Annotated in this window: 20 protein-coding genes and 1 tRNA gene; 20 read left to right on the top strand and 1 reads right to left on the bottom strand. The window is 69.7% G+C overall.

The window, feature by feature from the left end:
• Window positions 1–33 precede the first annotated feature (33 nt).
• From ACWEMY_RS06640 to fabD, 14 genes are read left to right on the top strand one after another with little or no spacing between them, the layout of a single operon-like run.
• Window positions 34–1,785: an acetyl/propionyl/methylcrotonyl-CoA carboxylase subunit alpha gene (locus tag ACWEMY_RS06640; RefSeq protein ID WP_452389173.1), complete on the top strand. Its 1,752-nt coding sequence runs from the start codon at window positions 34–36 to the stop codon at window positions 1,783–1,785.
• Window positions 1,785–3,257, top strand: coding sequence for an FAD-dependent monooxygenase (locus ACWEMY_RS06635; RefSeq protein WP_452389172.1), 1,473 nt, complete (start codon window positions 1,785–1,787; stop codon window positions 3,255–3,257). Before ACWEMY_RS06640 ends, ACWEMY_RS06635 begins: the two co-directional genes overlap by 1 nt.
• A 19-nt stretch (window positions 3,258–3,276) precedes the next feature.
• Complete coding sequence (locus ACWEMY_RS06630; protein ID WP_452389171.1) at window positions 3,277–3,603, top strand: TcmI family type II polyketide cyclase; 327 nt, start codon at window positions 3,277–3,279, stop codon at window positions 3,601–3,603.
• The gene (locus ACWEMY_RS06625) at window positions 3,600–4,877 is read left to right on the top strand and encodes a beta-ketoacyl-[acyl-carrier-protein] synthase family protein (RefSeq protein WP_452389170.1); all 1,278 of its coding nucleotides are present in this window, start codon (window positions 3,600–3,602) and stop codon (window positions 4,875–4,877) included. The genes ACWEMY_RS06630 and ACWEMY_RS06625 overlap by 4 nt, the downstream gene beginning before the upstream one ends.
• Window positions 4,874–6,097, top strand: a complete 1,224-nt coding sequence (locus ACWEMY_RS06620) for a ketosynthase chain-length factor (RefSeq protein ID WP_452389169.1) — start codon at window positions 4,874–4,876, stop codon at window positions 6,095–6,097. Before ACWEMY_RS06625 ends, ACWEMY_RS06620 begins: the two co-directional genes overlap by 4 nt.
• 11 nt (window positions 6,098–6,108) lie before the next feature.
• Window positions 6,109–6,381: an acyl carrier protein gene (locus ACWEMY_RS06615; RefSeq protein ID WP_452389168.1), complete on the top strand. Its 273-nt coding sequence runs from the start codon at window positions 6,109–6,111 to the stop codon at window positions 6,379–6,381.
• A 33-nt stretch (window positions 6,382–6,414) separates the two neighbouring features.
• The gene (fabG, locus tag ACWEMY_RS06610) at window positions 6,415–7,197 is read left to right on the top strand and encodes a 3-oxoacyl-ACP reductase FabG (protein WP_452389167.1); all 783 of its coding nucleotides are present in this window, start codon (window positions 6,415–6,417) and stop codon (window positions 7,195–7,197) included.
• Window positions 7,198–7,219: 22 nt separating this feature from the next.
• Window positions 7,220–8,167 (top strand): aromatase/cyclase, encoded by a 948-nt coding sequence (locus ACWEMY_RS06605; RefSeq protein WP_452389166.1) that lies wholly within the window; start codon window positions 7,220–7,222, stop codon window positions 8,165–8,167.
• A 5-nt stretch (window positions 8,168–8,172) separates the two neighbouring features.
• A complete protein-coding gene (locus ACWEMY_RS06600; RefSeq protein ID WP_452389165.1) occupies window positions 8,173–9,372 on the top strand; it encodes an FAD-dependent monooxygenase in 1,200 nt (399 codons plus the stop codon).
• Window positions 9,353–10,117 (top strand): SDR family NAD(P)-dependent oxidoreductase, encoded by a 765-nt coding sequence (locus ACWEMY_RS06595; RefSeq protein WP_452389164.1) that lies wholly within the window; start codon window positions 9,353–9,355, stop codon window positions 10,115–10,117. The genes ACWEMY_RS06600 and ACWEMY_RS06595 overlap by 20 nt, the downstream gene beginning before the upstream one ends.
• Before the next feature lie 34 nt (window positions 10,118–10,151).
• Window positions 10,152–11,723 carry an acyl-CoA carboxylase subunit beta gene (locus ACWEMY_RS06590; RefSeq protein WP_452389163.1) on the top strand — a complete coding sequence of 524 codons (1,572 nt, stop codon included), beginning with the start codon at window positions 10,152–10,154 and terminating at the stop codon, window positions 11,721–11,723.
• Window positions 11,720–11,926 (top strand): acyl-CoA carboxylase subunit epsilon, encoded by a 207-nt coding sequence (locus tag ACWEMY_RS06585; RefSeq protein ID WP_452389162.1) that lies wholly within the window; start codon window positions 11,720–11,722, stop codon window positions 11,924–11,926. Before ACWEMY_RS06590 ends, ACWEMY_RS06585 begins: the two co-directional genes overlap by 4 nt.
• A gap of 16 nt (window positions 11,927–11,942) precedes the next feature.
• A complete protein-coding gene (locus tag ACWEMY_RS06580; RefSeq protein WP_452389161.1) occupies window positions 11,943–12,938 on the top strand; it encodes an LLM class flavin-dependent oxidoreductase in 996 nt (331 codons plus the stop codon).
• A complete protein-coding gene (fabD, locus tag ACWEMY_RS06575) occupies window positions 12,935–13,834 on the top strand; it encodes an ACP S-malonyltransferase (protein WP_379407698.1) in 900 nt (299 codons plus the stop codon). The genes ACWEMY_RS06580 and fabD overlap by 4 nt, the downstream gene beginning before the upstream one ends.
• Before the next feature lie 45 nt (window positions 13,835–13,879).
• On the opposite strand, the gene ACWEMY_RS06570 is transcribed toward fabD, so the two are convergent.
• Window positions 13,880–14,557 (bottom strand): TetR/AcrR family transcriptional regulator, encoded by a 678-nt coding sequence (locus ACWEMY_RS06570; protein ID WP_379407696.1) that lies wholly within the window; start codon window positions 14,555–14,557, stop codon window positions 13,880–13,882.
• Window positions 14,558–14,687: 130 nt separating this feature from the next.
• On the opposite strand from ACWEMY_RS06570, the gene ACWEMY_RS06565 reads away from it, so the two are divergent.
• The 6 genes from ACWEMY_RS06565 (at window position 14,688) to ACWEMY_RS06540 (ending at window position 20,723) form a co-directional block, all read left to right on the top strand.
• Window positions 14,688–16,187 carry an MFS transporter gene (locus tag ACWEMY_RS06565; RefSeq protein WP_375929521.1) on the top strand — a complete coding sequence of 500 codons (1,500 nt, stop codon included), beginning with the start codon at window positions 14,688–14,690 and terminating at the stop codon, window positions 16,185–16,187.
• A gap of 299 nt (window positions 16,188–16,486) precedes the next feature.
• A complete protein-coding gene (locus ACWEMY_RS06560) occupies window positions 16,487–16,651 on the top strand; it encodes a hypothetical protein (RefSeq protein ID WP_375929520.1) in 165 nt (54 codons plus the stop codon).
• Window positions 16,652–16,698: 47 nt separating this feature from the next.
• Window positions 16,699–18,336 carry a phosphoglucomutase (alpha-D-glucose-1,6-bisphosphate-dependent) gene (gene pgm / locus ACWEMY_RS06555; protein WP_452389160.1) on the top strand — a complete coding sequence of 546 codons (1,638 nt, stop codon included), beginning with the start codon at window positions 16,699–16,701 and terminating at the stop codon, window positions 18,334–18,336.
• A complete protein-coding gene (locus tag ACWEMY_RS06550; protein WP_452389159.1) occupies window positions 18,333–19,652 on the top strand; it encodes an MFS transporter in 1,320 nt (439 codons plus the stop codon). Before pgm ends, ACWEMY_RS06550 begins: the two co-directional genes overlap by 4 nt.
• Before the next feature lie 74 nt (window positions 19,653–19,726).
• Complete coding sequence (locus ACWEMY_RS06545; RefSeq protein WP_375929517.1) at window positions 19,727–20,467, top strand: DsbA family protein; 741 nt, start codon at window positions 19,727–19,729, stop codon at window positions 20,465–20,467.
• 183 nt (window positions 20,468–20,650) lie between these two features.
• Window positions 20,651–20,723, top strand: a tRNA-Ala gene (locus ACWEMY_RS06540).
• Window positions 20,724–20,841: the final 118 nt, after the last annotated feature.

Genomic DNA, 20,841 nt, shown 5'->3' with positions numbered 1-20,841 from the left:
GGGCTCCGTCGAGCGCACTGTGAGGAAAGCCGTATGCGTAAGGTGCTGATCGCCAATCGAGGGGAGATCGCGGTCCGGATCGTCCGGGCCTGCCGCGATGCGGGACTGGACAGCGTCGCGGTTTACGCCGACTCGGATCGCGACGCCGTACATGTGCGGGCGGCGGACGAGGCCTACGCGCTGGGCGGTGATACGCCCGCGGCCAGCTACCTCGATCCGCGCAAGATTCTGCGGATCGCCGTGGAGTCGGAGGCCGACGCGGTGCATCCCGGGTACGGATTCCTCTCCGAGAACGCTGATTTCGCTCAGTCGGTTCTGGATGCGGGACTCACCTGGATCGGCCCGCCACCGGCCGCGATCCGTCTGCTGGGTGACAAGGTCGCCGCCCGCCGGATCGCCCGCTCGGTCGGTGCCCCGCTGGTCCCGGGAACCAGTGAGCCGGTGGCCGGGCCCGGCGAGGCGCTCGCCTTCGCCGACGAGCACGGGTTGCCGATCGCGATCAAGGCTGCCTTCGGCGGTGGCGGACGCGGGTTGAAAGTCGCCAGGGAGCGTGCGGAGATCCCGGAGCTGTTCGAGTCGGCGCAACGCGAAGCGCTGGCCGCCTTCGGCCGTGACGAATGCTTCGTCGAACGCTACCTCGATCGGCCACGGCATGTGGAAACACAATGCCTGGCAGACTCTTTCGGCAAGGTCGTGGTCGTATCGACGCGGGACTGCACGCTGCAGCGACGTCACCAGAAGCTGGTCGAGGAGGCGCCGGCACCGTTTCTCACAGCGGCTCAGCGTGCGGAACTCTCCCGCGCGTCGAAGGCCATCCTCGGCGCGGTCGGCTATGTGGGTGCGGGAACCTGTGAATTCCTGCTCGGTGCCGACGGTGTCGTGTCCTTCCTCGAGGTGAACACCCGTATCCAGGTGGAACACCCGGTGAGTGAGGAGGTCACCGGCATCGACCTGATCGAGCAGATGCTGCGGATCGCCGACGGTGAGCCGCTCGGGTTCGACGACCCCGTGGCCCGCGGTCACAGCCTGGAGTTCCGGATCAACAGTGAGGACCCCGGCCGGGGGTTCCTGCCCTCGCCCGGCACGGTCACCGTCTTCGCGGCGCCGTCGGGTCCCGGTGTCCGGCTCGACAGCGGCGTCGAGGCGGGCACCGTGATCGGCCCGGCGTGGGATTCGCTGCTGGCCAAGCTGATCGTTACCGGGGCGACGCGCGAGCACGCGCTGCGCCGCGCCGCGCGAGCGCTGGGCGAGTTCGTGGTCGACGGGGTGCCGACGACCCTGCCGTTCCATCGCGCGGTGGTGGTCGACCCGGCGTTCACCACCGCGGCCTTCGCGGTCCACACCCGCTGGATCGAGACCGAAGCGGGCTACGACATCGCGCCGTACGACGGCACCGCGGAGACCGACGATCCGCCCGGACGCGAAACCGTGGTGGTCGAGGTCGGCGGCCGACGGCTCGAGGTGTCGCTGCCCGCGCAGACCTCGCCGGAGGTCAGGCCTGCGCCGCCGCGGGCCGTGGCCAGGAACCAGCGGCCCCGCGCGACGGGCACCGGCGACAAACTGGTCGCCCCCATGCAGGGCACGGTGGTGAAAGTCGTGGTGCGCGAAGGGCAACCGGTGGCGGTGGGTGACCTCGTGGCGGTCATCGAGGCGATGAAGATGGAGCAGCCGCTGCTCGCGCACCAGGCGGGTGTGGTGCGCGAGCTGGCAGTCGCCATCGGCACCACCATCGCGTCGGGCACCGTGGTCTGCCGCCTTGACGCCACCGCGAGTACGGCCGCGTGATGGTGACGCGCGAACCGGTCGACACGCAGGTCCTCGTCGTCGGTGCCGGGCCTGCCGGTTTGATGCTGGCCGCAGAGCTGCGTCTGTCCGGTGCCGATGTGACTGTGCTGGAACGGCTTTCGGATCCGACCGGGGAGTCCAGGGGGATCGGTCTGACGATCCGCACCATGGAGATCTTCGATCAGCGCGGGCTGCTGCCGCGGTTCGGCACGCTCGAGACCAGCACCACCGGGCATTTCGGCGGCGTGCCCTTGGATCTCGGCGTCCTGGGCGCCGCGCTGCCCGCGGCCCGCACCGTGCCGCAGGCCGCCACCGAGGCGGTGCTCGCGCAGCGGGCAGCGGAGCTGGGAGCCGATATCCGCCGCGGACAGGTGTTCGCCGATGTGGAGACCGGTGCTGATCGCGTCATCGTCACCCTGGCCGACGGGACGACGCTGACCGCGCGCTATCTCGTGGGGTGTGACGGTGGGCGTAGCGCGGTTCGCAAGGCCGCCGGGTTCGACTTTCCGGGGACACCGGCGACCAGGGAACTGCTCCTCGCCGATGTCCGGGGGATCGAGCCCACGCCACGGATGATCGGCGAACAACTCGACGGCGGGGTCGTGATGGTCGCCAGAATGCCCGACGGCGTGCACCGGATCATCGTCAGCGAACACGGCAAGCCTGCTCACCGTCGTAGCGCGCCGCCCGATTACGCCGAGGTGGCCGATGCCTGGAAGCGGTTGACCGGCGACGACATCGCCGCCGGAACGCCGGTATGGGTCAGCGCCTTCGGCGATGCCACGCGGTTGGTCACCAGCTACCGGTCCGGTCGGGTGCTGCTCGCCGGTGACGCCGCCCACGTACACCTGCCCGCGGGTGGTCAGGGGATGAACACCGGTATCCAGGACGCGGTCAATCTCGGCTGGAAGCTCGGCGCCGTAGTGCGCGGGAGCGCACCGGATTCGCTGCTGGACACCTATCACAGCGAGCGTCACAAGGTCGGCTGCGCGCTGCTGGCCAACACCGCCGCGCAGAGCCTGCTGATGCTCGGCGGTGACGAGGCCGCCCCGCTGCGGGCGGTGCTGACCGAATTGGTCGCTCGTCCCGAGGTCGAGCGACACCTTGCCGCCCGGGTCAGCGGCGTGGACATCCACTACGACGTGGGTGGCGGTTCGCACCGGCTGCTGGGTACCAGGATGCCGCACGTACCGCTGACCCGGGACGGACGGTCCACCAGCACCGCCGAGCTGCTGCGAGCCGGGCGCGGCGTGCTCCTGGACCTGGCGTCGGACCCACACACGGCGCGCACCGCGTCGGCATGGGCCGATCGCGTCGACCTCGTCACCGCGACGGCGTCCGGAGCCGGGACCGCGCTCGACGGTACCGCGGCAGTGCTGCTGCGGCCGGACGGTCATGTCGCCTGGACTGCCCCCGGCAGCCAGCGCGACCTTCCGACGGCCCTGGACCGCTGGTTCGGGCCCGCTCGATGAACACCAGAGAAGAGGAATCATGTTCAGCACCCTGATTGTCGCCAGGATGGAGCCCGGCGCCGCCGCGGATGTCGCGGACCTGTTCCGGGAATTCGACGGCACCGAGATGCCCGCACGGATGGGCACCCGCCGCCGTCAGCTCTTTTCCTATCGCGGCCTGTATTTCCACCTGCAGGACTTCGACACCGACGACGGCGGCACCCGCATCGAGGAGGCGAAGGCCGACCCCCGATTCGTCGGGATCAGCCAGGACCTGAAGCCGTTCATCGGGGCCTACGACCCCGAGACCTGGCGTTCGCCCGCCGACGCCATGGCCCAGCGGTTCTACCACTGGACCGCGCTGTGAACGGCGAACGCCGGCGCGTGGTGGTCACCGGAATCGGGGTCAGCGCGCCAGGGGGAATCGGCACCAAGAATTTCTGGGACCTGATCTCCAACGGCCGCACCGCGACGCGCCGGATCTCCCTGTTCGACGCCACCCCGTTCCGGTCACAGATCGCCGCCGAGATCGATTTCGACCCCGAGCTGCACGGGCTGAGTCCCCAGCAGATCCGGCGCATGGACCGGGCCGCGCAGCTGGCGGTGGTCAGTGCCGAGGAGGCGGTGGCCGACAGCGGGCTCGAATTCGGGGACCTCGACCCGTGCCGCACCGGTGTCACCATCGGCAGCGCGGTCGGCGCGACGATGGGCCTCGACCAGGAATACCGCACCGTCAGTGACGGGGGACGACTGGAACTGGTCGACCATGCCTACGCGGTCCCCCACCTGTACAACTACCTGACGCCCAGCTCCTTCGCGACCGAAGTCGCCTGGGCCGTCGGCGCGCAGGGGCCGAGCACGGTGGTCTCCACCGGCTGCACCTCGGGGCTCGACGCAGTCGGCTATGCCGCCGAGATTGTGCGTGAGGGCAGCAGTGACGTCATGGTCGCCGGCGCCACCGACGCGCCGATCAGTCCGATCACCGTCGCGTGCTTCGACGCGATCAAGGCCACCACGCCACGTAACGACGACGCCGAACACGCCTCACGGCCGTTCGACGCCAGCCGCAACGGGTTCGTCCTCGGTGAGGGCGCCGCGGTGTTCGTCCTCGAGGAACTGGAACACGCTCGTCAGCGCGGCGCCACCGTCTACGCCGAAATCGCGGGGCATGCCACCAGGTCCAACGCCTTCCACATGACGGGGTTACGTCCGGACGGCAAAGAGATGGCCGAGGCCATCCGGGTCGCGCTGCGCGAAGCCGAGATCAACGGCGATGAGATCGACTACATCAACGCCCACGGCTCCGGCACCAAACAGAACGACCGGCACGAGACCGCGGCCTACAAGCGCAGCCTCGGCGACCACGCTTATCGCACCCCGGTCAGCTCGATCAAGTCGATGGTGGGCCATTCGCTGGGCGCGATCGGTTCGATCGAGATCGCCGCGTCCATCCTGGCGCTCACCAACGATGTGGTGCCGCCGACGGCCAACCTGCACAATCCCGATCCCGAGTGCGACCTGGACTATGTGCCGCTGACCGCCCGCGACCACCGCGTCGACGTGGTGCTGTCGGTCGGTAGCGGATTCGGCGGATTCCAGAGTGCCGTCGTGCTGACCAACCCGTTCCGAGGTGCGCGATGAACACGACGGTGGTCACCGGTCTCGGTATCGCGGCGCCGACCGGGATGGGGGCGGCGCCCTACTGGGACGCCACCCTGAAGGGACACAGCGCGATCCGGCGGATCACCCGCTTCGATCCCACGTCGTATCCGGCCCAGCTGGCCGGGGAGATCCCGGAATTCGAGGCAGCGGAGCACCTGCCGAGCCGGTTGCTGCCCCAGACCGACCGGATGACCAGGATCGCGCTCGTCGCCGCCGACTGGGCGCTCGCCGATGCCGGGGTGGTACCCGCCGAACTGCCCGAGTACGCCGTCGGAGTCATCACCGCCAGCCATTCGGGCGGTTTCGAATTCGGCCAGAACGAGCTCAGGGCCCTGTGGAGCCAGGGCGGCGAATTCGTCAGCGCCTACCAGTCCTTCGCCTGGTTCTACGCGGTGAACAGCGGCCAGATCTCCATCCGGCACGGACTGCGCGGGCCGAGCAGCGTCGTCGCCGGCGATCAGGCCGGTGGTCTGGATGCCATCGCCCAGGCACGCAGGCAGATCCGCAAGGGTACCGCCGCGGTGGTCTCCGGCGCCATCGACGCCTCGATCTGCCCGTGGGGCTGGGTGGCCCAGCTGGCCGGTGGTGGGCTGAGCACCGAATCCGATCCGGGCCGCGCCTATGTGCCCTTCGACGCCGGGGCACGCGGATACGTGCCAGGAGAGGGCGGCGCGCTGCTGGTGCTGGAGGACAGCGAGCACGCCGCCCGGCGCGGCGCCCGTGTCTACGGCGAGATCGCCGGTCACGCGGCCACCATCGATCCGGCGCCCGGATCGACGGGCGTCCCGGGCCTACGCCGCGCGATCGAACTCGCGCTGCGGGACGCGGGCACCGACGCGGCCGAGGTCGACGTGGTGTTCGCCGACGCCGCGGGCAGTTCCGGCGCGGACCGGATCGAGGCCACCGCGATCACCGAGGTGTTCGGTGCCCGCGGCGTGCCGGTGACCGCGCCCAAGACGATGACCGGGCGCCTGTATTCGGGTGCCGCGCCGCTGGACGTGGCCACCGCCCTGCTGGCGATCCGCGACGGTGTCATCCCGCCGACCGTCGCCAGCACGCTCGCCGAGGACTGCCCACTCGACCTGGTCTGCGCGGCACGGCAGACGCCCGTGCGCACCGCGCTGGTGCTCGCCCGGGGCGCGGGCGGCTTCAACTCGGCGATGCTCGTGCGCGCCGCCGATCCTGTCCAACACCGATGAAAGGCACTGCCATGTCCCACTCGCTGTTCACCCTCGACGATCTCCGACGCATCCTGCGCGCCGGTTCCGGTGAGAGCGCGGAGTTCGACCTCGACGGCGCGATCGACGACATCGAATTCGAGGCGCTCGGCTACGAGTCGCTCGCCCTGCTGGAGACGACCAGCCGGATCAGCCGTGAATTCGGCGTCACCCTCGACGACGACGCGGTCGTCGCGGTGACGACACCGCGCGCGCTGGTCGACCTGGTCAACGCCAACCTGCACGGTGCCGGCCAGCCGAGCTGAGCCGGAAATCACCGATCGACAAGGAGTTTCGACATGACCGACAACAACAGGGTGGCTCTGGTCACCGGCGCGACCAGCGGGATCGGGCTGGCGTGCGCGCGCCTGCTGGCCGAGCAGGGGCACCAGGTGTTCCTGTGCGCCCGGGACAAGTCCGCGGTCGCCGACACCGTGGCACAGCTGCGCGGTGAGGGCCTCGACGTGGACGGCGCCCCCGCCGATGTCCGTTCGCCCGAGGACATCTCGGCACTGGTCCGCGGCGCTGTCGAACGGTTCGGGACCATCGACGTGCTGGTCAACAATGCCGGGCGCAGTGGTGGTGGCGTCACCGCCGACATCGCCGACGAGGTCTGGTTCGACGTGATCGCCACCAATCTGCACAGCGTGTTCCTGGTGACCCGCGAAGTTCTCAACGCGGGCGGAATGCGGACGAAGCCGCGGGGCCGCATCATCAATATCGCCTCGACCGCGGGCAAACAGGGCGTGGTGCTCGGTGCGCCGTACTCCGCGTCCAAGCACGGTGTGGTCGGGTTCACCAAGTCGCTCGGCAACGAGCTCGCGCCGACCGGTATCACCGTCAACGCGGTGTGTCCCGGCTATGTGGAGACCCCGATGGCGCATCGGGTCCGGTCCGGTTACGCGCAGGCTTACGACACCTCCGAGGCCGCGATCCTGGAGAAGTTCCAGGCCAAGATTCCGCTCGGCCGGTATTCGACTCCCGAGGAGATCGCCGGACTGGTCGGCTATCTGGCCTCCGATGTGGCCGCGTCCATCACCGCACAGGCGCTCAATGTCTGTGGCGGTCTGGGCAATTTCTGATCGACGCACCGAGGAGAACCAGATGAACACGCAGACCACCCGCGAGGTCGAACACGCCATCACCGTGCAAGCGCCAGCCGGCGAGGTGTACCGGATGCTCGCCGATGTCGAGAACTGGCCGCGGTTGTTTCCGCCGTCGGTGTACGTCGAACGTCTCGAGCACACCGGAAACGAGGAACGGATCCAGATCTGGGCGACGGCGAACGGGGAGCCGAAGAACTGGACCTCCCGGCGCGTGCTGGAGCCCGACGCGGGCCGGATCACCTTCTGGCAGGAGGTTTCCGCACCACCGGTCGCCCAGATGAGCGGTACCTGGATCGTCGAGAGCGACGGCGAGACGCAGACGCGCCTGCGCCTGCTGCACAGTTACCGCGCCATCGATGACGATCCGGACGGCCTGGCGTGGATCGAGCGCGCCGTCGACGAGAACAGCAAGGCCGAGCTGCCCGGGCTCAAGGCCGCGGTGGAGTCCGCGCTGCGGACCGATGAACTGACGCTGTCGTTCGTGGACTCGATCACGGTCGCCGGCTCGGCCGCGGACCTCTACGACTTCGTCAACGAGGCAGACCGGTGGAGTGAGCGGCTACCGCATGTGGGCGAGGTGGAGCTGACCGAGACGACCCCCGGCCTGCAGGTACTGCGCATGCAGACCCGGACCGCGGACGGCTCGAGTCATCTCACCGAGTCCGTCCGGGTGTGCCTGCCGCACCGCCGTATCGCCTACAAGCAGACCACGTTGCCCGCCCTGATGAGTCTGCACACCGGGTACTGGCAGTTCGACGAAGGTGCCGACGGCGTCACCACCGCGTCCTCCCAGCATACGGTGATCATCGCGGCGGACAAGGTCACCGAGGTGCTCGGACCCGACGCCGGAACGGCCCAGGCGCGCACCTTCCTGCGCGATGCGTTGGGCAACAACAGCCGCGCCACCCTGGCCCACGCCAAAGCCTATGCCGAACAACGGCGTTGACCGTGGTGAGCGCGTGCAACCACGAGGCCGACGTACTGATCGTCGGGGCGGGACCGGTCGGGCTGCTGCTGGCCGGTGATCTCGCGCAGGGCGGTGCCGAGGTAATCGTGTTCGAACAACTGAGCACTCCGACCACCGAATCCCGCGCCTCGACGCTGCATACCCGCACCATGGAGCTGCTCGCCGAGCGAGGGATCCTGTCCCGGCTCGGGGAGTTGGCGCCGGGAGGTCCGGGGCACTTCGGCGGCATCCTGCTCGACCTGGCCGAGGCCGACCCCGGCCACCCGTACGCCGGCCAGTGGAAATGCGCGCAGGCGCGGCTGGAGGCCGTTCTGCAGGAGCGCGCGGTCCACGCGGGTGCCACGGTGCTGCGGGGTACTCGCGTCGTCACCGTGGACGAGGAGGGTGACCGGGTGGCCGCCGGAACCATCGACGGCACCGGGGTCCGCGCGCGGCACACGGCGGCCTATCTCGTCGGCTGCGACGGTGAGCAGAGCACGGTCCGTGACCTGGCTGGATTCGAATTCGCGGGCAGCGCGGCGACCGAGCAGATGCTGCGCGCCGACATCGCCGGGGTGACGGTCGCACCGCGCAGGTTCGAACGTTCGGCCAGGGGACTGGCTACCGCGGCGCGCTGGCCCGACGGTAGCACGCGGGTGATGGTGCATGTGCACGGCGCCGCGCCTACCGAACGGTCCGACCCCGGGTTCGCCACGGTCGCCGCGGCGTGGGCCGAGGTCACCAGGGAGGACATCAGCGGTGCGCGACCGCTGTGGACCAACCGCTTCGACAACACCAGCAGACAGGTCACGCAGTATCGGCGCGGCCGGGTCCTGCTCGCGGGTGACGCCGCGCATCAGCAGATGCCGGTGGGTGGGCAGTCGCTGAACCTGGGCCTGCAGGACGCCGCCGCGCTGAGCGGCCGATTGCTCGCGGTGCTCGAGGATAGCCGCGAGGACGAGCAGCTCGACGCCTATCACGCCGAACGGCATGCGATCGGTGCCAGAACGCTGACCAACATCCGCGCCCAATCGACGTTGCTGCTCGGCGATGCCCGGGTCGACGCGGTGCGGGAGCTGTTCGGCGAATTGATGGTCTTCGACGTCGTCCGCGCCCACCTGGCGCGGATGATCTGCGCGATTCCCGGCACCGGCGCCGAATCCACCACCACAGAAGGGAACAGCGATGGGCAGCCTGACAGCTAAGACCGCCCTGGTCACCGGGGCCGACGACGGCATCGGCCGGGCCGCCGCCCGGCGACTGGCCGCCAAGGGCGCCCTGGTCGGCGTGCATCACCACGGCGCCGCCGAGGCCGCCGCGGACACCGTCCGGTCGATCGAGAAGGACGGCGGCACGGCCTTTCTGGTCGAGGCCGACCTCGGCGCCCCCGAGGGGGTCGCGGACGTGTTCACCGGCCTGGAGAGTGCGTTGCACCAGGCAGCCCGCGCCACTTTGGACATCCTGGTGAACACCGCGGACCGGACGGTGCCACCCGGGCTGGCGCCCGAACAGGTGACCCGCGCGGAGATCGACCTGTTGTTCGCGGTGAATGCCACGGCGCCGTACTTGCTGGTCCAGCGCTCGCTCGCACTGTTGTCCGACGGTGGCCGCATCGTGAACGTGACCTCGGGACTGACCAGGGTCGCCAATCCCCACGAGGTGGCCTATGCCATGAGCAAGGGCGCGCTCGAGCAGATCACCTTGCACTTCGCGCGGTATCTCGCCCCGCGCGGTATCACCGTCAACAGCGTCGCCGCGGGACCGACCAGGGACAGTCGGGCGATCTACGACGATCCCGGGCTGGTCGAGGCGATGTCGGCGTTGTCGGCGTTCAACCGCATCGGTGAACCCGGCGACGTCGCCGACGTGGTGGCCTTCCTCGCCACCGACGAAGCCCGCTGGATCACCGGAGCGTTCATCGACGCGACCGGTGGGATCTTGCTCGGCTGACCACCCCCGCCAGGCCAGGAGACCAGGAGTTGCCATGACGACTGTGCAGGAACCGGCACGCTATGCCACCCGGCTCACCGAGCTGGACCATCGTAAGACCCGAGCCCGGCTCGGACCCGACCCCGCGGCGACCGAACGGCAGCACGCGAAAGGCAAACTCACGGCAAGGGAACGAATCGAGATCCTGCTCGACCCGGGATCGTTCACCGAGGTCGAACCGCTGCGCAGGCATCGCGCCACCGGCTTCGGACTGCAGGATCGGCGGCCGTGGACCGACGGGGTGATCACCGGGTGGGGCCTGGTCGACGGGCGCACGGTCTTCGTGTACGCCAGCGACTTCCGCATCTTCGGTGGTGCACTCGGCGAGGCCCACGCACAGAAGATCCACAAGATCATGGACATGGCGATCACCGCGGGCGCACCGCTGGTCTCGCTCAACGACGGAGCCGGTGCCCGGATCCAGGAGGGTGTCTCGGCCCTGGCCGGGTACGGCGGGATCTTCCGCCGGAACACCCGGGCGTCCGGGGTCATTCCGCAGATCAGTGTGATGCTGGGTCCCTGCGCGGGTGGCGCCGCCTACTCACCGGCGCTGACCGATTTCGTCTTCGTCGTCCGCGATATCTCGCAGATGTTCATCACCGGGCCCGACGTGGTGCGCACGGTGACCGGCGCGGACGTCACCCATGACGAACTGGGTGGGGCCGACGTGCACGGGGGCTCCTCCGGTGTGGCGCACTTCGTCCACGACGACGAGCACTCGTGCCTGGCCGATGTCCGGCTGCTGCTGTCGATGCTGCCGAGCAACAATCGCGAGCTACCCACTGCGGCGTTCACCACCGATCCGGTCGATCGGCAAGTCGACGCGCTACTCGACATCGTGCCGCTGGATGGCAACCAGCCCTACGACATCCGCGAGGTGCTGGCCGAGATCGTCGATGACGGTGGGTACTTCGAAGTGCAGGCGGCATGGGCGGGGAACCTGGTGTGCGCACTGGCCCGGCTCAACGGGCAGGTGGTCGGGGTGGTGGCCAGTCAGCCGATGGTGCTGGCCGGCGTCCTCGACATCGACGCCAGCGAGAAGGGCGCGCGCTTTGTCCAGTTCTGCGACGCCTTCAACATCCCGCTGCTGACCCTCGTCGATGTGCCGGGTTTCCTGCCCGGCGTCGATCAGGAGCACGCGGGCATCATCCGGCGCGGGGCCAAGCTGCTCTACGCCTACTGCAATGCCACCGTTCCGCGGGTATCGCTGGTGCTGCGCAAGGCTTTCGGTGGGGCGTACATCGTGATGGACTCGCTCTCGATCGGCACCGATCTCGCGCTGGCCTGGCCGACCAACGAGATCGCGGTGATGGGTGCCGAGGCCGCCGCGGATGTGGTGTTCCGCCGCGAGATCGCCGCCGCGGCCGACCCGCAGGCCACCCGGGCGCAGAAGATCGAGGAATACCGCAGCGAACTGGGGCATCCGTACTACGCCACCGAGCGGGGACTCATCGACGACGTGATCGACCCCCGCGACACCAGGACCGTCTTGATCCGCGCCTTCTCGATGCTGCAGCGCAAGGACAACGACCTGCCCCGCCGCAAGCACGGCAACCCGCCGCAATGACCGGCCGAGCGCCCGTGTGGCTGTGCGTGGAGAAAGGCGAGGCCGACGCGGTGGAACTCGCGGCATTGACGGCGCTACTGGTCACCAGGAGGCGTGCGGCCGAGGTCGTCCGCGCACCTGTGCGCTACGTCGCGCCCTGGCGCAGGCTCGAACGGCGCCCGGGGTTCACCGACCCCCGCGCGTGGACCACGACAACTCGGTGACGAACGGAGCGAATCCATGGACGTCGGACTACTTTTCGACTTGCGCAACCCGGCGCAGTGGCACCGCCCGTGGGCGGACCACTACGCGCGCGCCCTCGAGTTCTGTGAGGAGGCCGATCAGCAGGGCGCCGGTGGCGTCTGGTTCACCGAGCATCACCTGTTCGACGACGGTTACCTGCCGCAGCCGCTGACCTTCGCTGCGGCCGCCGCCGCCCGGACCCGGCATGTGCGCATCGGCACCGCCGTCGTGCTGCCCGCGCTGCGCAAACCGGCCCAGCTGGCTGAGGAGGCGGCGATCGTCGACCTGATCAGCGGCGGCCGTCTCGAGCTGGGACTCGGCGCGGGCTACCGGGTGCCGGAGTATCAACTGTTCGACACCGACTTCCGGCGTCGCTTCGCGCGGACCGGTGAGGTGATCGCACAGGTGCAGCAGCTGTGGCAGACCGGAGCGATCACGCCCGGACCGATCCAGGACCCGGTCCCGCTGTGGGGCGGCTTCTACGGCCCTCGTGGTGCGCGCCTGGCCGGCCGCCTCGGGATCGGCCTGCTGCACATCTCGCACGCGATGTTCCCGCACTATCACCAGGGACTGGTGGAGGGCGGGCACGACCCGGCGATCGCGCGGGTATCGGACCTGCTGCCGGTGATCCTGGCCGACGACCCGGAACGGGCCTGGTCGCGCATCGCCCCGCACGCGGTCCATCAGGAGAACACCTATCGCGCGCTGTCGGTCGCGGGCACCGGCATGCCCGAACCCCCGCTGCTCAGCCCCGACGACCTGCGCGCGCAGCCCGCCGACGGCTCATGGGCCGACCTGGAGATCCTGACCCCGCAACAAGCGGCACGGCGTATCCACGAACGGATCTCGGGCCTGCCGGTGCGGCATCTACTGTTCTGGGCCGATATCGCCGGCATGCCCGACGACCTGGTGGCGCGCAATATCGAACTGGTCAGCCGGGAACTGCCTGCGGCGCTGTCCGAGGAGTTCGAGCGCGCGGCGGTCGGGCGATGAGTGGGACCAGGACGCTCGGCCTCTTCCCCGGTCAGGGCTCTCAACGACCCGGTATGGCGGCCTGGATCGCCGAGCACCCGGTCGCGCGCGACGTGCTGGGCCGCGCCGACGAGATCCTCGGGCTGCCGCTGCGGAAGCTGTGTGTGGAGGGTTCGGCCGAGCAGTTGCGGGCCACCGACGTCACCCAGCCCGCCATCGTGGCCACGAGTCTGGCCCTGATGGCGGTGCGCAGACAGCAGGGCGTGATGCCCGACGGTGTGGCAGGGCACAGCCTCGGGGAATTCACCGCGCTCGCCGTCGCCGGTGTGCTCGACGAGGAATCGGTCCTGCGTCTGGTGCGCCGTCGCGGCGAGCTGATGGCCGAGGTGTCGGCCCGCGCCGGTGGCTCGATGAGCGCGATCATCGGTCTGCCCGCCGCACAGGTCGAGACACTGTGTGCGGCAGTGGACACCGGCCTGGTCGAGGTCGCGAACTACAACCAGCCCACGCAGACAGTGGTCTCCGGTGCGGTCGACGCGGTCGCCGCGCTCGAACAGGCCGCGCGCGAGGCGGGCGCGGCCAAGGTCGTCCGGCTGAAGGTGGGCGGGCCGTTCCACTGTGCGCTGATGGCGGAGATCACCGAGGAGTTCGGTGCCGAACTCGACCGGTGTGTGCTGCGTGCCCCGGCGATCCCGGTGCTGAGCGCGGTCACCGCCGACTACCTCACCGACCCCGAGCAGATCCGCGCCGTGCTGCGCCGCCAGCTCGTCGCGCCGGTCCGGTGGGTGGACACCGTGCTGCGAGCGGTCGCCGACGGCTATGACCAGCTCACCGAATTGGGTCCCGGCCAGGTACTCACCGGCTTTTCACGGCGGATCGTTCCCGAGATCCCGTCGGCGGCGATCTCCGCTCCGTGAGCGAGGGCCGGCGTCGCCGAAACGGCAGGCGCCGGCCGCTCGGCCTCAGCGGCGGCGCCCCATGCAGCCCGCCGACTTGGCGGCCTCGACTTCGTCGTCGGTGAGCGGATCGATCAGCAGCGGCCTGCGCGGCACCGCGTCGGTGCGCACACCGTTGAGGGTGATGGCCATATAACGCTGCCAGACTTCGGCATTCACCGGCACCGAGAACTCGGCGAACGCGTTGACCATGTGGATCAGGGCGAAGAAGTCCGAGGTGGTGATGTCGGGGTGGACGGCGCCTGCCTCGCGGGCGCGGTCGACGATCGCGGTCACCGACGGGCGGATGCGGTCACGCAGTTCGGCGAAGCGGGCGGGATCTTCCTCGAGCTCGAGCATGACCTCGCCGAAGCCGCGATTGGCCGCGAGGTGCCTGCAGGCGTTCTCGAAGAACTCCACCAGGCCCAGCCAGGGGTCGGGATTGTCGAGCGCGGCCTCGGCGGCCTCGGCGAAGTCGACCAGGTGCTGGTCGAAGACCTCGGTGATGAGTTCTTTCTTGTTCGCGAAGCGGCGGTAGACCGTGCCCACGCCGACACCGGCGCGTTCGGCGACATCGTCGAGGGTGATCTCGAGACCGTGGTCGGCGAAGAGCTCGCGGGCGGCCGCGACGATCCGCTGCTGGTTGCGCACGGCGTCGGCGCGCAGGCGGCGGGGTGGTGCTGGGGTCGTCGTGGCGTGATTCACAGGTGCATCCTAGCAATCCGGGGATTAAGTGGAGGTGGTTTCTCCGTTAATCTGGTAGCTTCGTTGAAGCGGAGGCGGTATCTCCAATTATGCCACCGGAAACACACGCAGACGACTCACAAGGGGAGTTATGACCACCACACTCGACACCGGGACCGAGCGTCCCGCGGACGCGGGCACGAGCCGCCGGGGTTCGCACGCCCTGCGCTGGTGGGTGCTCGCCGTCCTCGGCATCGCCCAGCTCATGGTCGTGCTGGACGCCACGATCGTGAACATCGCCCTGCCCGCCGCCCAGGCCGACCTCGGCTTCGGTGACGGCGACCGGCAGTGGGTCATCACCGGCTACGCGCTGGCCTTCGGCAGCCTGCTGCTGCTCGGTGGCAGGCTCAGCGACCTGTTCGGCCGCCGCAACACCTTCATCGTCGGCCTGATCGGCTTCGCGGTGGCCTCCGCCATCGGTGGCGCCGCGTCCAGTTTCGAGATGCTCGTGGCCGCCCGCGTCGGCCAGGGTGTGTTCGGCGCGCTGCTCGCCCCCGCCGCCTTGTCGCTGCTGACGGTCACCTTCACCGAACCCAAGGAACGGGCCAAGGCCTTCGGCATCTTCGGTGCCGTCGCCGGTGCCGGTGGCGCCATCGGCCTGCTGCTGGGCGGCGCGCTCACCGAGTGGGCGTCGTGGCGCTGGGCGATGTACGTCAACCTGATCTTCGCCGCCGTGGCGCTGGTCGGTGCCGTGCTGCTGCTGGCCAAGCACACCGCGACCACCCGCCCCAAGCTCGACTGGCCCGGCACCATCGCCGTCACCGCCGCGCTGTTCGGCATCGTCTACGGCTTCTCGCACGCCGAGTCGCACAGCTGGACCGACCCGGTCACGCTGGCCTTCCTGATCGGTGGCGCCGTGCTGCTCGCGGTGTTCGTCTGGATCGAGACCCGCGTCGCGCACCCGCTGCTGCCGCTGCGCATCGTGGCCGACCGCACCCGTGGCGCGTCCTACCTGACCGTGTTCACCATGGGCATCGGGATGTTCGCGATCTTCCTGTTCCTCACCTTCTACATGCAGCTGACCCTCGAGTACACCCCGATCGTCACCGGCCTGGCGTTCCTGCCGATGGTCGCGGGCATGGTGGCCTCCTCGACCACCGCGCCCTCGCTGCTGCTGCCGAAGGTCGGCCCGAAGATCGTCATCAGCGGCGGGTTCCTGGTCGCGGCGGTGGGCATGATCTGGCTGACCCGGATCGGCCTGGACACCAGCTACGTCACCCACATCCTGCCCGCCCTGGTCCTGCTCGGCCTCGGCCTCGGTGCCGCGATGTCGGTCGCCTTCCAGGGCGCCACGGCGGGTGTGCACCACGAGGATGCCGGTGTCGCCTCGGCGATGGTCAACACCAGCCAGCAGGTCGGTGGTTCGATCGGTACCGCGCTGCTGAGCACCATCGCGGCCTCGGCGATGACCGACTACGTCTCCTCGCACGCCCCCGGCCCGCTCACCATGGCGCAGGGCGCGATCGAGAGCTACACCACCAGCTTCTGGTGGGGGGCAGCCACATTCGTGCTCGGCGCGATCGTGATCGCCGTGCTCATGCCGAACACGGTGCCCGCCCCGGCCGAGGGTGAGCCGGTGCTGGCGCACTGATCGGCTGATCGAGAACCGAAGGCCCGGACCGCATAACGGTCCGGGCCTTCGGTCTGTGTGCCGTTTGCCCGGTATTCGCTGCGTCGCGGACGCGTCGCGGTGGGGCGACCCGAGGCGGACGCGGCGGATGTCGGTGGCTGTCGATACCATGAGCAACGACCATCAGCGGAGCGGATCCGGCCACGGCCCCCCGACCCGCAGCGCCCGGCGCCGTGGTGCCCGGCCAGATCGCGACCCGCTGGGCGAGGCGGCATCGCACGACGGACGACGTGAACGCGACGACGGAAGGGGGCCGGCAGATGAGCGTTGCGCTCGGGTTCGTCGGCAGCATGCTCGGGGCGCCCGCCCGCAACCGGGCGGTGCCCGCGCGTCGCGAAACCACCCCGCCGCCGGGCGGGTCGGCGGTTACCATTGTCGATCCGGCGCGGCTGGGTGGTCCGACCGGCGCGAGCGCGGGCGCATGATCCTCATGACCAGCCGCGCGCAGCCGACACGGAAGGGAACCCCTGCCATGGCCCACGATCGCGCCGGACGGCCCGCCCGCCCGACCGACCTGGTGGACGTCGCCCACCTGGTCACCGCGTACTACAGCCGCGTCCCCGACCCGGACGAAACCGCCCAGCAGGTGGTCTTCGGCACCTCCGGCCATCGCGGCTCCAGCGTGGACTGCGCGTTCAACGAGGCCCACATCATGGCCATCACGCAGGCGATCGTCGAGTACCGCGCCACCCGCGGGATCACCGGCCCGGTCTACCTCGCGCGCGACACCCATGCCCTGTCCGAACCCGCCTGGACCACGGCGCTCGAGGTGCTCGCGGGCAACGACGTCACCGCGGTGATCGACGCCCGCGGCCGCTACACGCCCACCCCCGCGCTGAGTCACGCTGTGCTGCGGCACAACCGGGGCGGCACCAAGCATCAGGCCGACGGCATCGTCGTCACCCCCTCGCACAACCCGCCCGGCGACGGCGGCTTCAAATACAACCCCCCGCACGGTGGCCCCGCCGACACCAAGGCCACCGACGCCATCGCCGCCCGCGCCAACGAACTGCTGCGCGGCGGCCTCGCCGAGGTCCGCCGGGTGCCGCTGGACCAGGCCCTGAGCACCCATGTCGAGCGCTACGACTACCTCGACCACTACGTCGCCGATCTGCCGAACGCCCTGAACCTGGACGCGATCCGCGGCGCGGGCATCCGCCTGGGCGCCGACCCGATGGGCGGCGCGAGCGTGGACTACTGGGAGGAGATCGGTCAGCGCTTCGATCTCGAACTCGAGGTGGTCAACCCGTTCGTCGATCCCACCTGGCGATTCATGACCCTCGACAGCGACGGCCAGATCCGGATGGACCCCTCCTCCCGGCACGCCATGGCCGCGCTGGTCGGCATCAAGGACGACTACGACATCTCCACCGGCAACGACGCCGACGCCGACCGGCACGGCATCGTCACCCCCGACGGTGGCCTGATGAACCCCAACCACTTCCTGGCCGTGGCCATCGAATACCTTGTCGCCAACCGCATGTGGTGGGACGCGCTCACCAAGATCGGCAAGACCGTGGTCACCTCGTCCATGGTCGACCGGGTGGTCGGCGTGCTGGGCCGTGACGTGCACGAGGTGCCGGTCGGGTTCAAGTGGTTCGTGCCCGGATTGTTCAGCGGCAGCCTGGCTTTCGGCGGCGAGGAGAGCGCGGGCGCGTCGTTCCTGCGGATGGACGGCACCGTGTGGACCACCGACAAGGACGGCATCCTGCTGGCCCTGCTCGCCGCCGAGATCGCCGCCGTCACCGGCCAGACGCCCTCGGCCCGCTACGGCGAACTGGAACGTCAATACGGCAGCCCCGCCTACGCGCGCATCGACGCGGTCGCCACCGGCGAGCAGAAGGCCAAGCTCGCCCGGCTCACCCCCGACGCCGTCACCGGCACCGAGATCGCGGGGGAGGAGATCACCGGCATCCTCACCACCGCGCGCGGCAACGGCGCGCCGCTGGGCGGGCTCAAGGTCACCACCGAGAACGCCTGGTTCGCCGCGCGACCCTCCGGCACCGAGGACAAATACAAGATCTACGCCGAGTCCTTCCTCGGTCCCGAGCACCTCACCCAGGTGCAGGCCGCGGCCGAGGAGATGGTGAATCAGGCGCTGAGCGAGTGAGCGCGCCGGCCAAAGTCCGGCTACCCGCCGAGATCTGGGTCCTGATCGCGGCGGCCTTCGTGATCGCGCTCGGCTTCGGGCTGGTCGCGCCGGTCCTGCCGCAGTACGCGCGCCAGTTCGGCGTCGGCATCGCGGCGGCCTCGGCCATCGTGAGCGCCTTCGCGCTGATGCGGCTGCTGTTCGCGCCCGCCAGCGGGCGGCTGGTGCAGAAGCTGGGGGAGCGGCGCGTCTATCTGGCGGGCATCGTCATCGTCGCGCTGTCGACCGGTGCCTGCGCGCTGGCCCAGACGTATTGGCAACTGCTGGTGCTGCGTTCGCTCGGCGGGGTCGGCTCGACCATGTTCACCGTGTCGTCGATGGCGCTGATCATCCGGGTGTCGCCGCCGGCGGCGCGCGGGCGGGTCTCGGGGATCTATTCGACGAGTTTCCTGATCGGTTCGCTGCTGGGTCCGCTGGTCGGCGGAGTGCTCGCCGGGCTCGGGTTGCGGGCACCGTTCGTCATCTATATGGCCGCGCTGCTCGTGGTCTGTGTCATCGTCTTCGCCGGGCTGCGCGATTCGCCCGTCCTCGTCGCCGACGATGCCGCCGCCACGTCGGTGTTCACCTTCCGGCACGCCTGGTCCGAACCCGCCTACCGCTCGGTCCTGCTGTCGAGTTTCGCCGGTGGCGCGGCCGTGTTCGGCGTCAGGATGGCGTTCGTCCCGCTGCTGGTGGTGGAGACCCTGCGCCAGGAATCCGGCATGGCCGGGGTGGCGCTGACGGTGTTCGCCGCAGGCAATGCGGCCGTGCTGTTCGTCTCCGGTCGCCTCTCCGACCGCTTCGGCCGCAAACCGTTCCTGATCGCCGGTTCGGCCATCTGCGCGGTGGGCACCGGCGTGCTCGGCTTCGCCCCCTCGCTGCCCTGGTTCCTGGTCGCCTCGTTCGTCGCCGGGCTCGGCTCGGGCATGTTCAGTCCCGCCCAGCAGGCGGCCCTGGCCGACGTCATCGGCGCGCGCGCCCGCGGCGGCCCGATGCTGGCCGCCTTCCAGATGGCCGCCGATCTGGGCACCGTGCTCGGCCCGATCGTGATCGGCTGGCTGGCCGAGCGCACCTCCTTCGGCGTCGGCATGGCGGTCACCGGTGCGCTGCTCGCGGTCTCGGCCGTGGTCTGGGTGCTGACCCCCGAGCCCTCCCGGATCGTCCATCCCGACGACCCCACCCACCCCGACCACGCCGGTGACGGCATCGACCCGCAATGCAGTTGCGACGGTTCCGACGGCGTCCCGGTGGTGCGCGACGGCATGGTCGCGACGGCGCGTCGCGGTGCTCCCGGCTGAGCGGACCCGCAGGTCAACGCCTTTTCCCGGTGCCCGGCCGCCGGGTGACGTGCGCCTCGAGGCAGAGTGGACGGGTGAGCAGCGCCAAGTCACCCCACAATCCGCGCCCCGTGTCCAGCAACACCACCTACGCGCTGGCCGCGGTGGCGCTCGTGCTGATCGGGGCGATCGTGTTCGCCGCGTACAAGTGGGGCAACGACGGGCCGCCGCCGGTCCGCAACGAGGGCTACGGCCCCGTCCACGACCCGGCCGTGCAGGTGAGCACCACGCCCGCCGGCGTGATCCGCCTCGGCCGCCCCGACGCCGCCAAGACCATCGACCTGTTCGAGGACCCGATCTGCCCCGCCTGCGGCGTCCTCGAGACCAGCTACGGCCAGGAGCTGGCGCAGAAGATCGACGAGGGCGAACTGGCGATCAACTACCACTTCGTCACGTTCCTCGACGACAAGTCCAAGAGCAAGGACTACTCCACCCGCGCCTTCGCCGCGAATCTCTGTGTCGCCCAGACCGGTTCGGGCCCGATCTACGGAAAATTCCACGAAACCGTCTTCACCACCCGCCAGCCCGACGAAGGCGCCGCCGACCTGAGCAACCCCGCCCTGGCCAGAATCGCCACCGAATCCGGCGCCCCCGAATCCGTGGCCACCTGCATCACCGGCGGCGCCCAGCTCGACGCCGCCCGCACCGCCGCCGCCACCAACCTCGCCGACCTCGACGCCCGCACCGGCAACAAGTCCGCCACCCCCTCCGTCTACGACGGCACCACCAAGCTCGACTGGTCCGACGAAAACTGGGTCACCACCCTCACCCCCTGACACCCCGAGGTGAGGTTCCCCACACCCCACCCCTCACCCACACCTCCCCACCCCCCACCACCCCCTCCAGCCACACCCGAAAATCCCCACTTTTCCGCCCTCTACCAGCCGATTTGTAGTCGCCGAGAACCATGGTGTAACTTCATTCAGGCAGCAGCGAGAGCGGCTGAAACAAAAGAACAAGGGGCTATGGCGCAGCTGGTAGCGCACCACACTGGCAGTGTGGGGGTCAGGGGTTCGAGTCCCCTTAGCTCCACAGAAATAGCAGGTCAGGCCCGGTCATAGACCGGGCCTGACCTATTTTTCCGTCCTGGCCCCCCGTAAACCCCCCGTTTTGGTCAGAACGAACGCCGCCTAGATGTGCGGCTGGTCGT

The organism is Nocardia sp. NPDC004415 (genome assembly GCF_053602435.1).
This window is presented reverse-complemented; position numbering and strand designations above follow the sequence as displayed.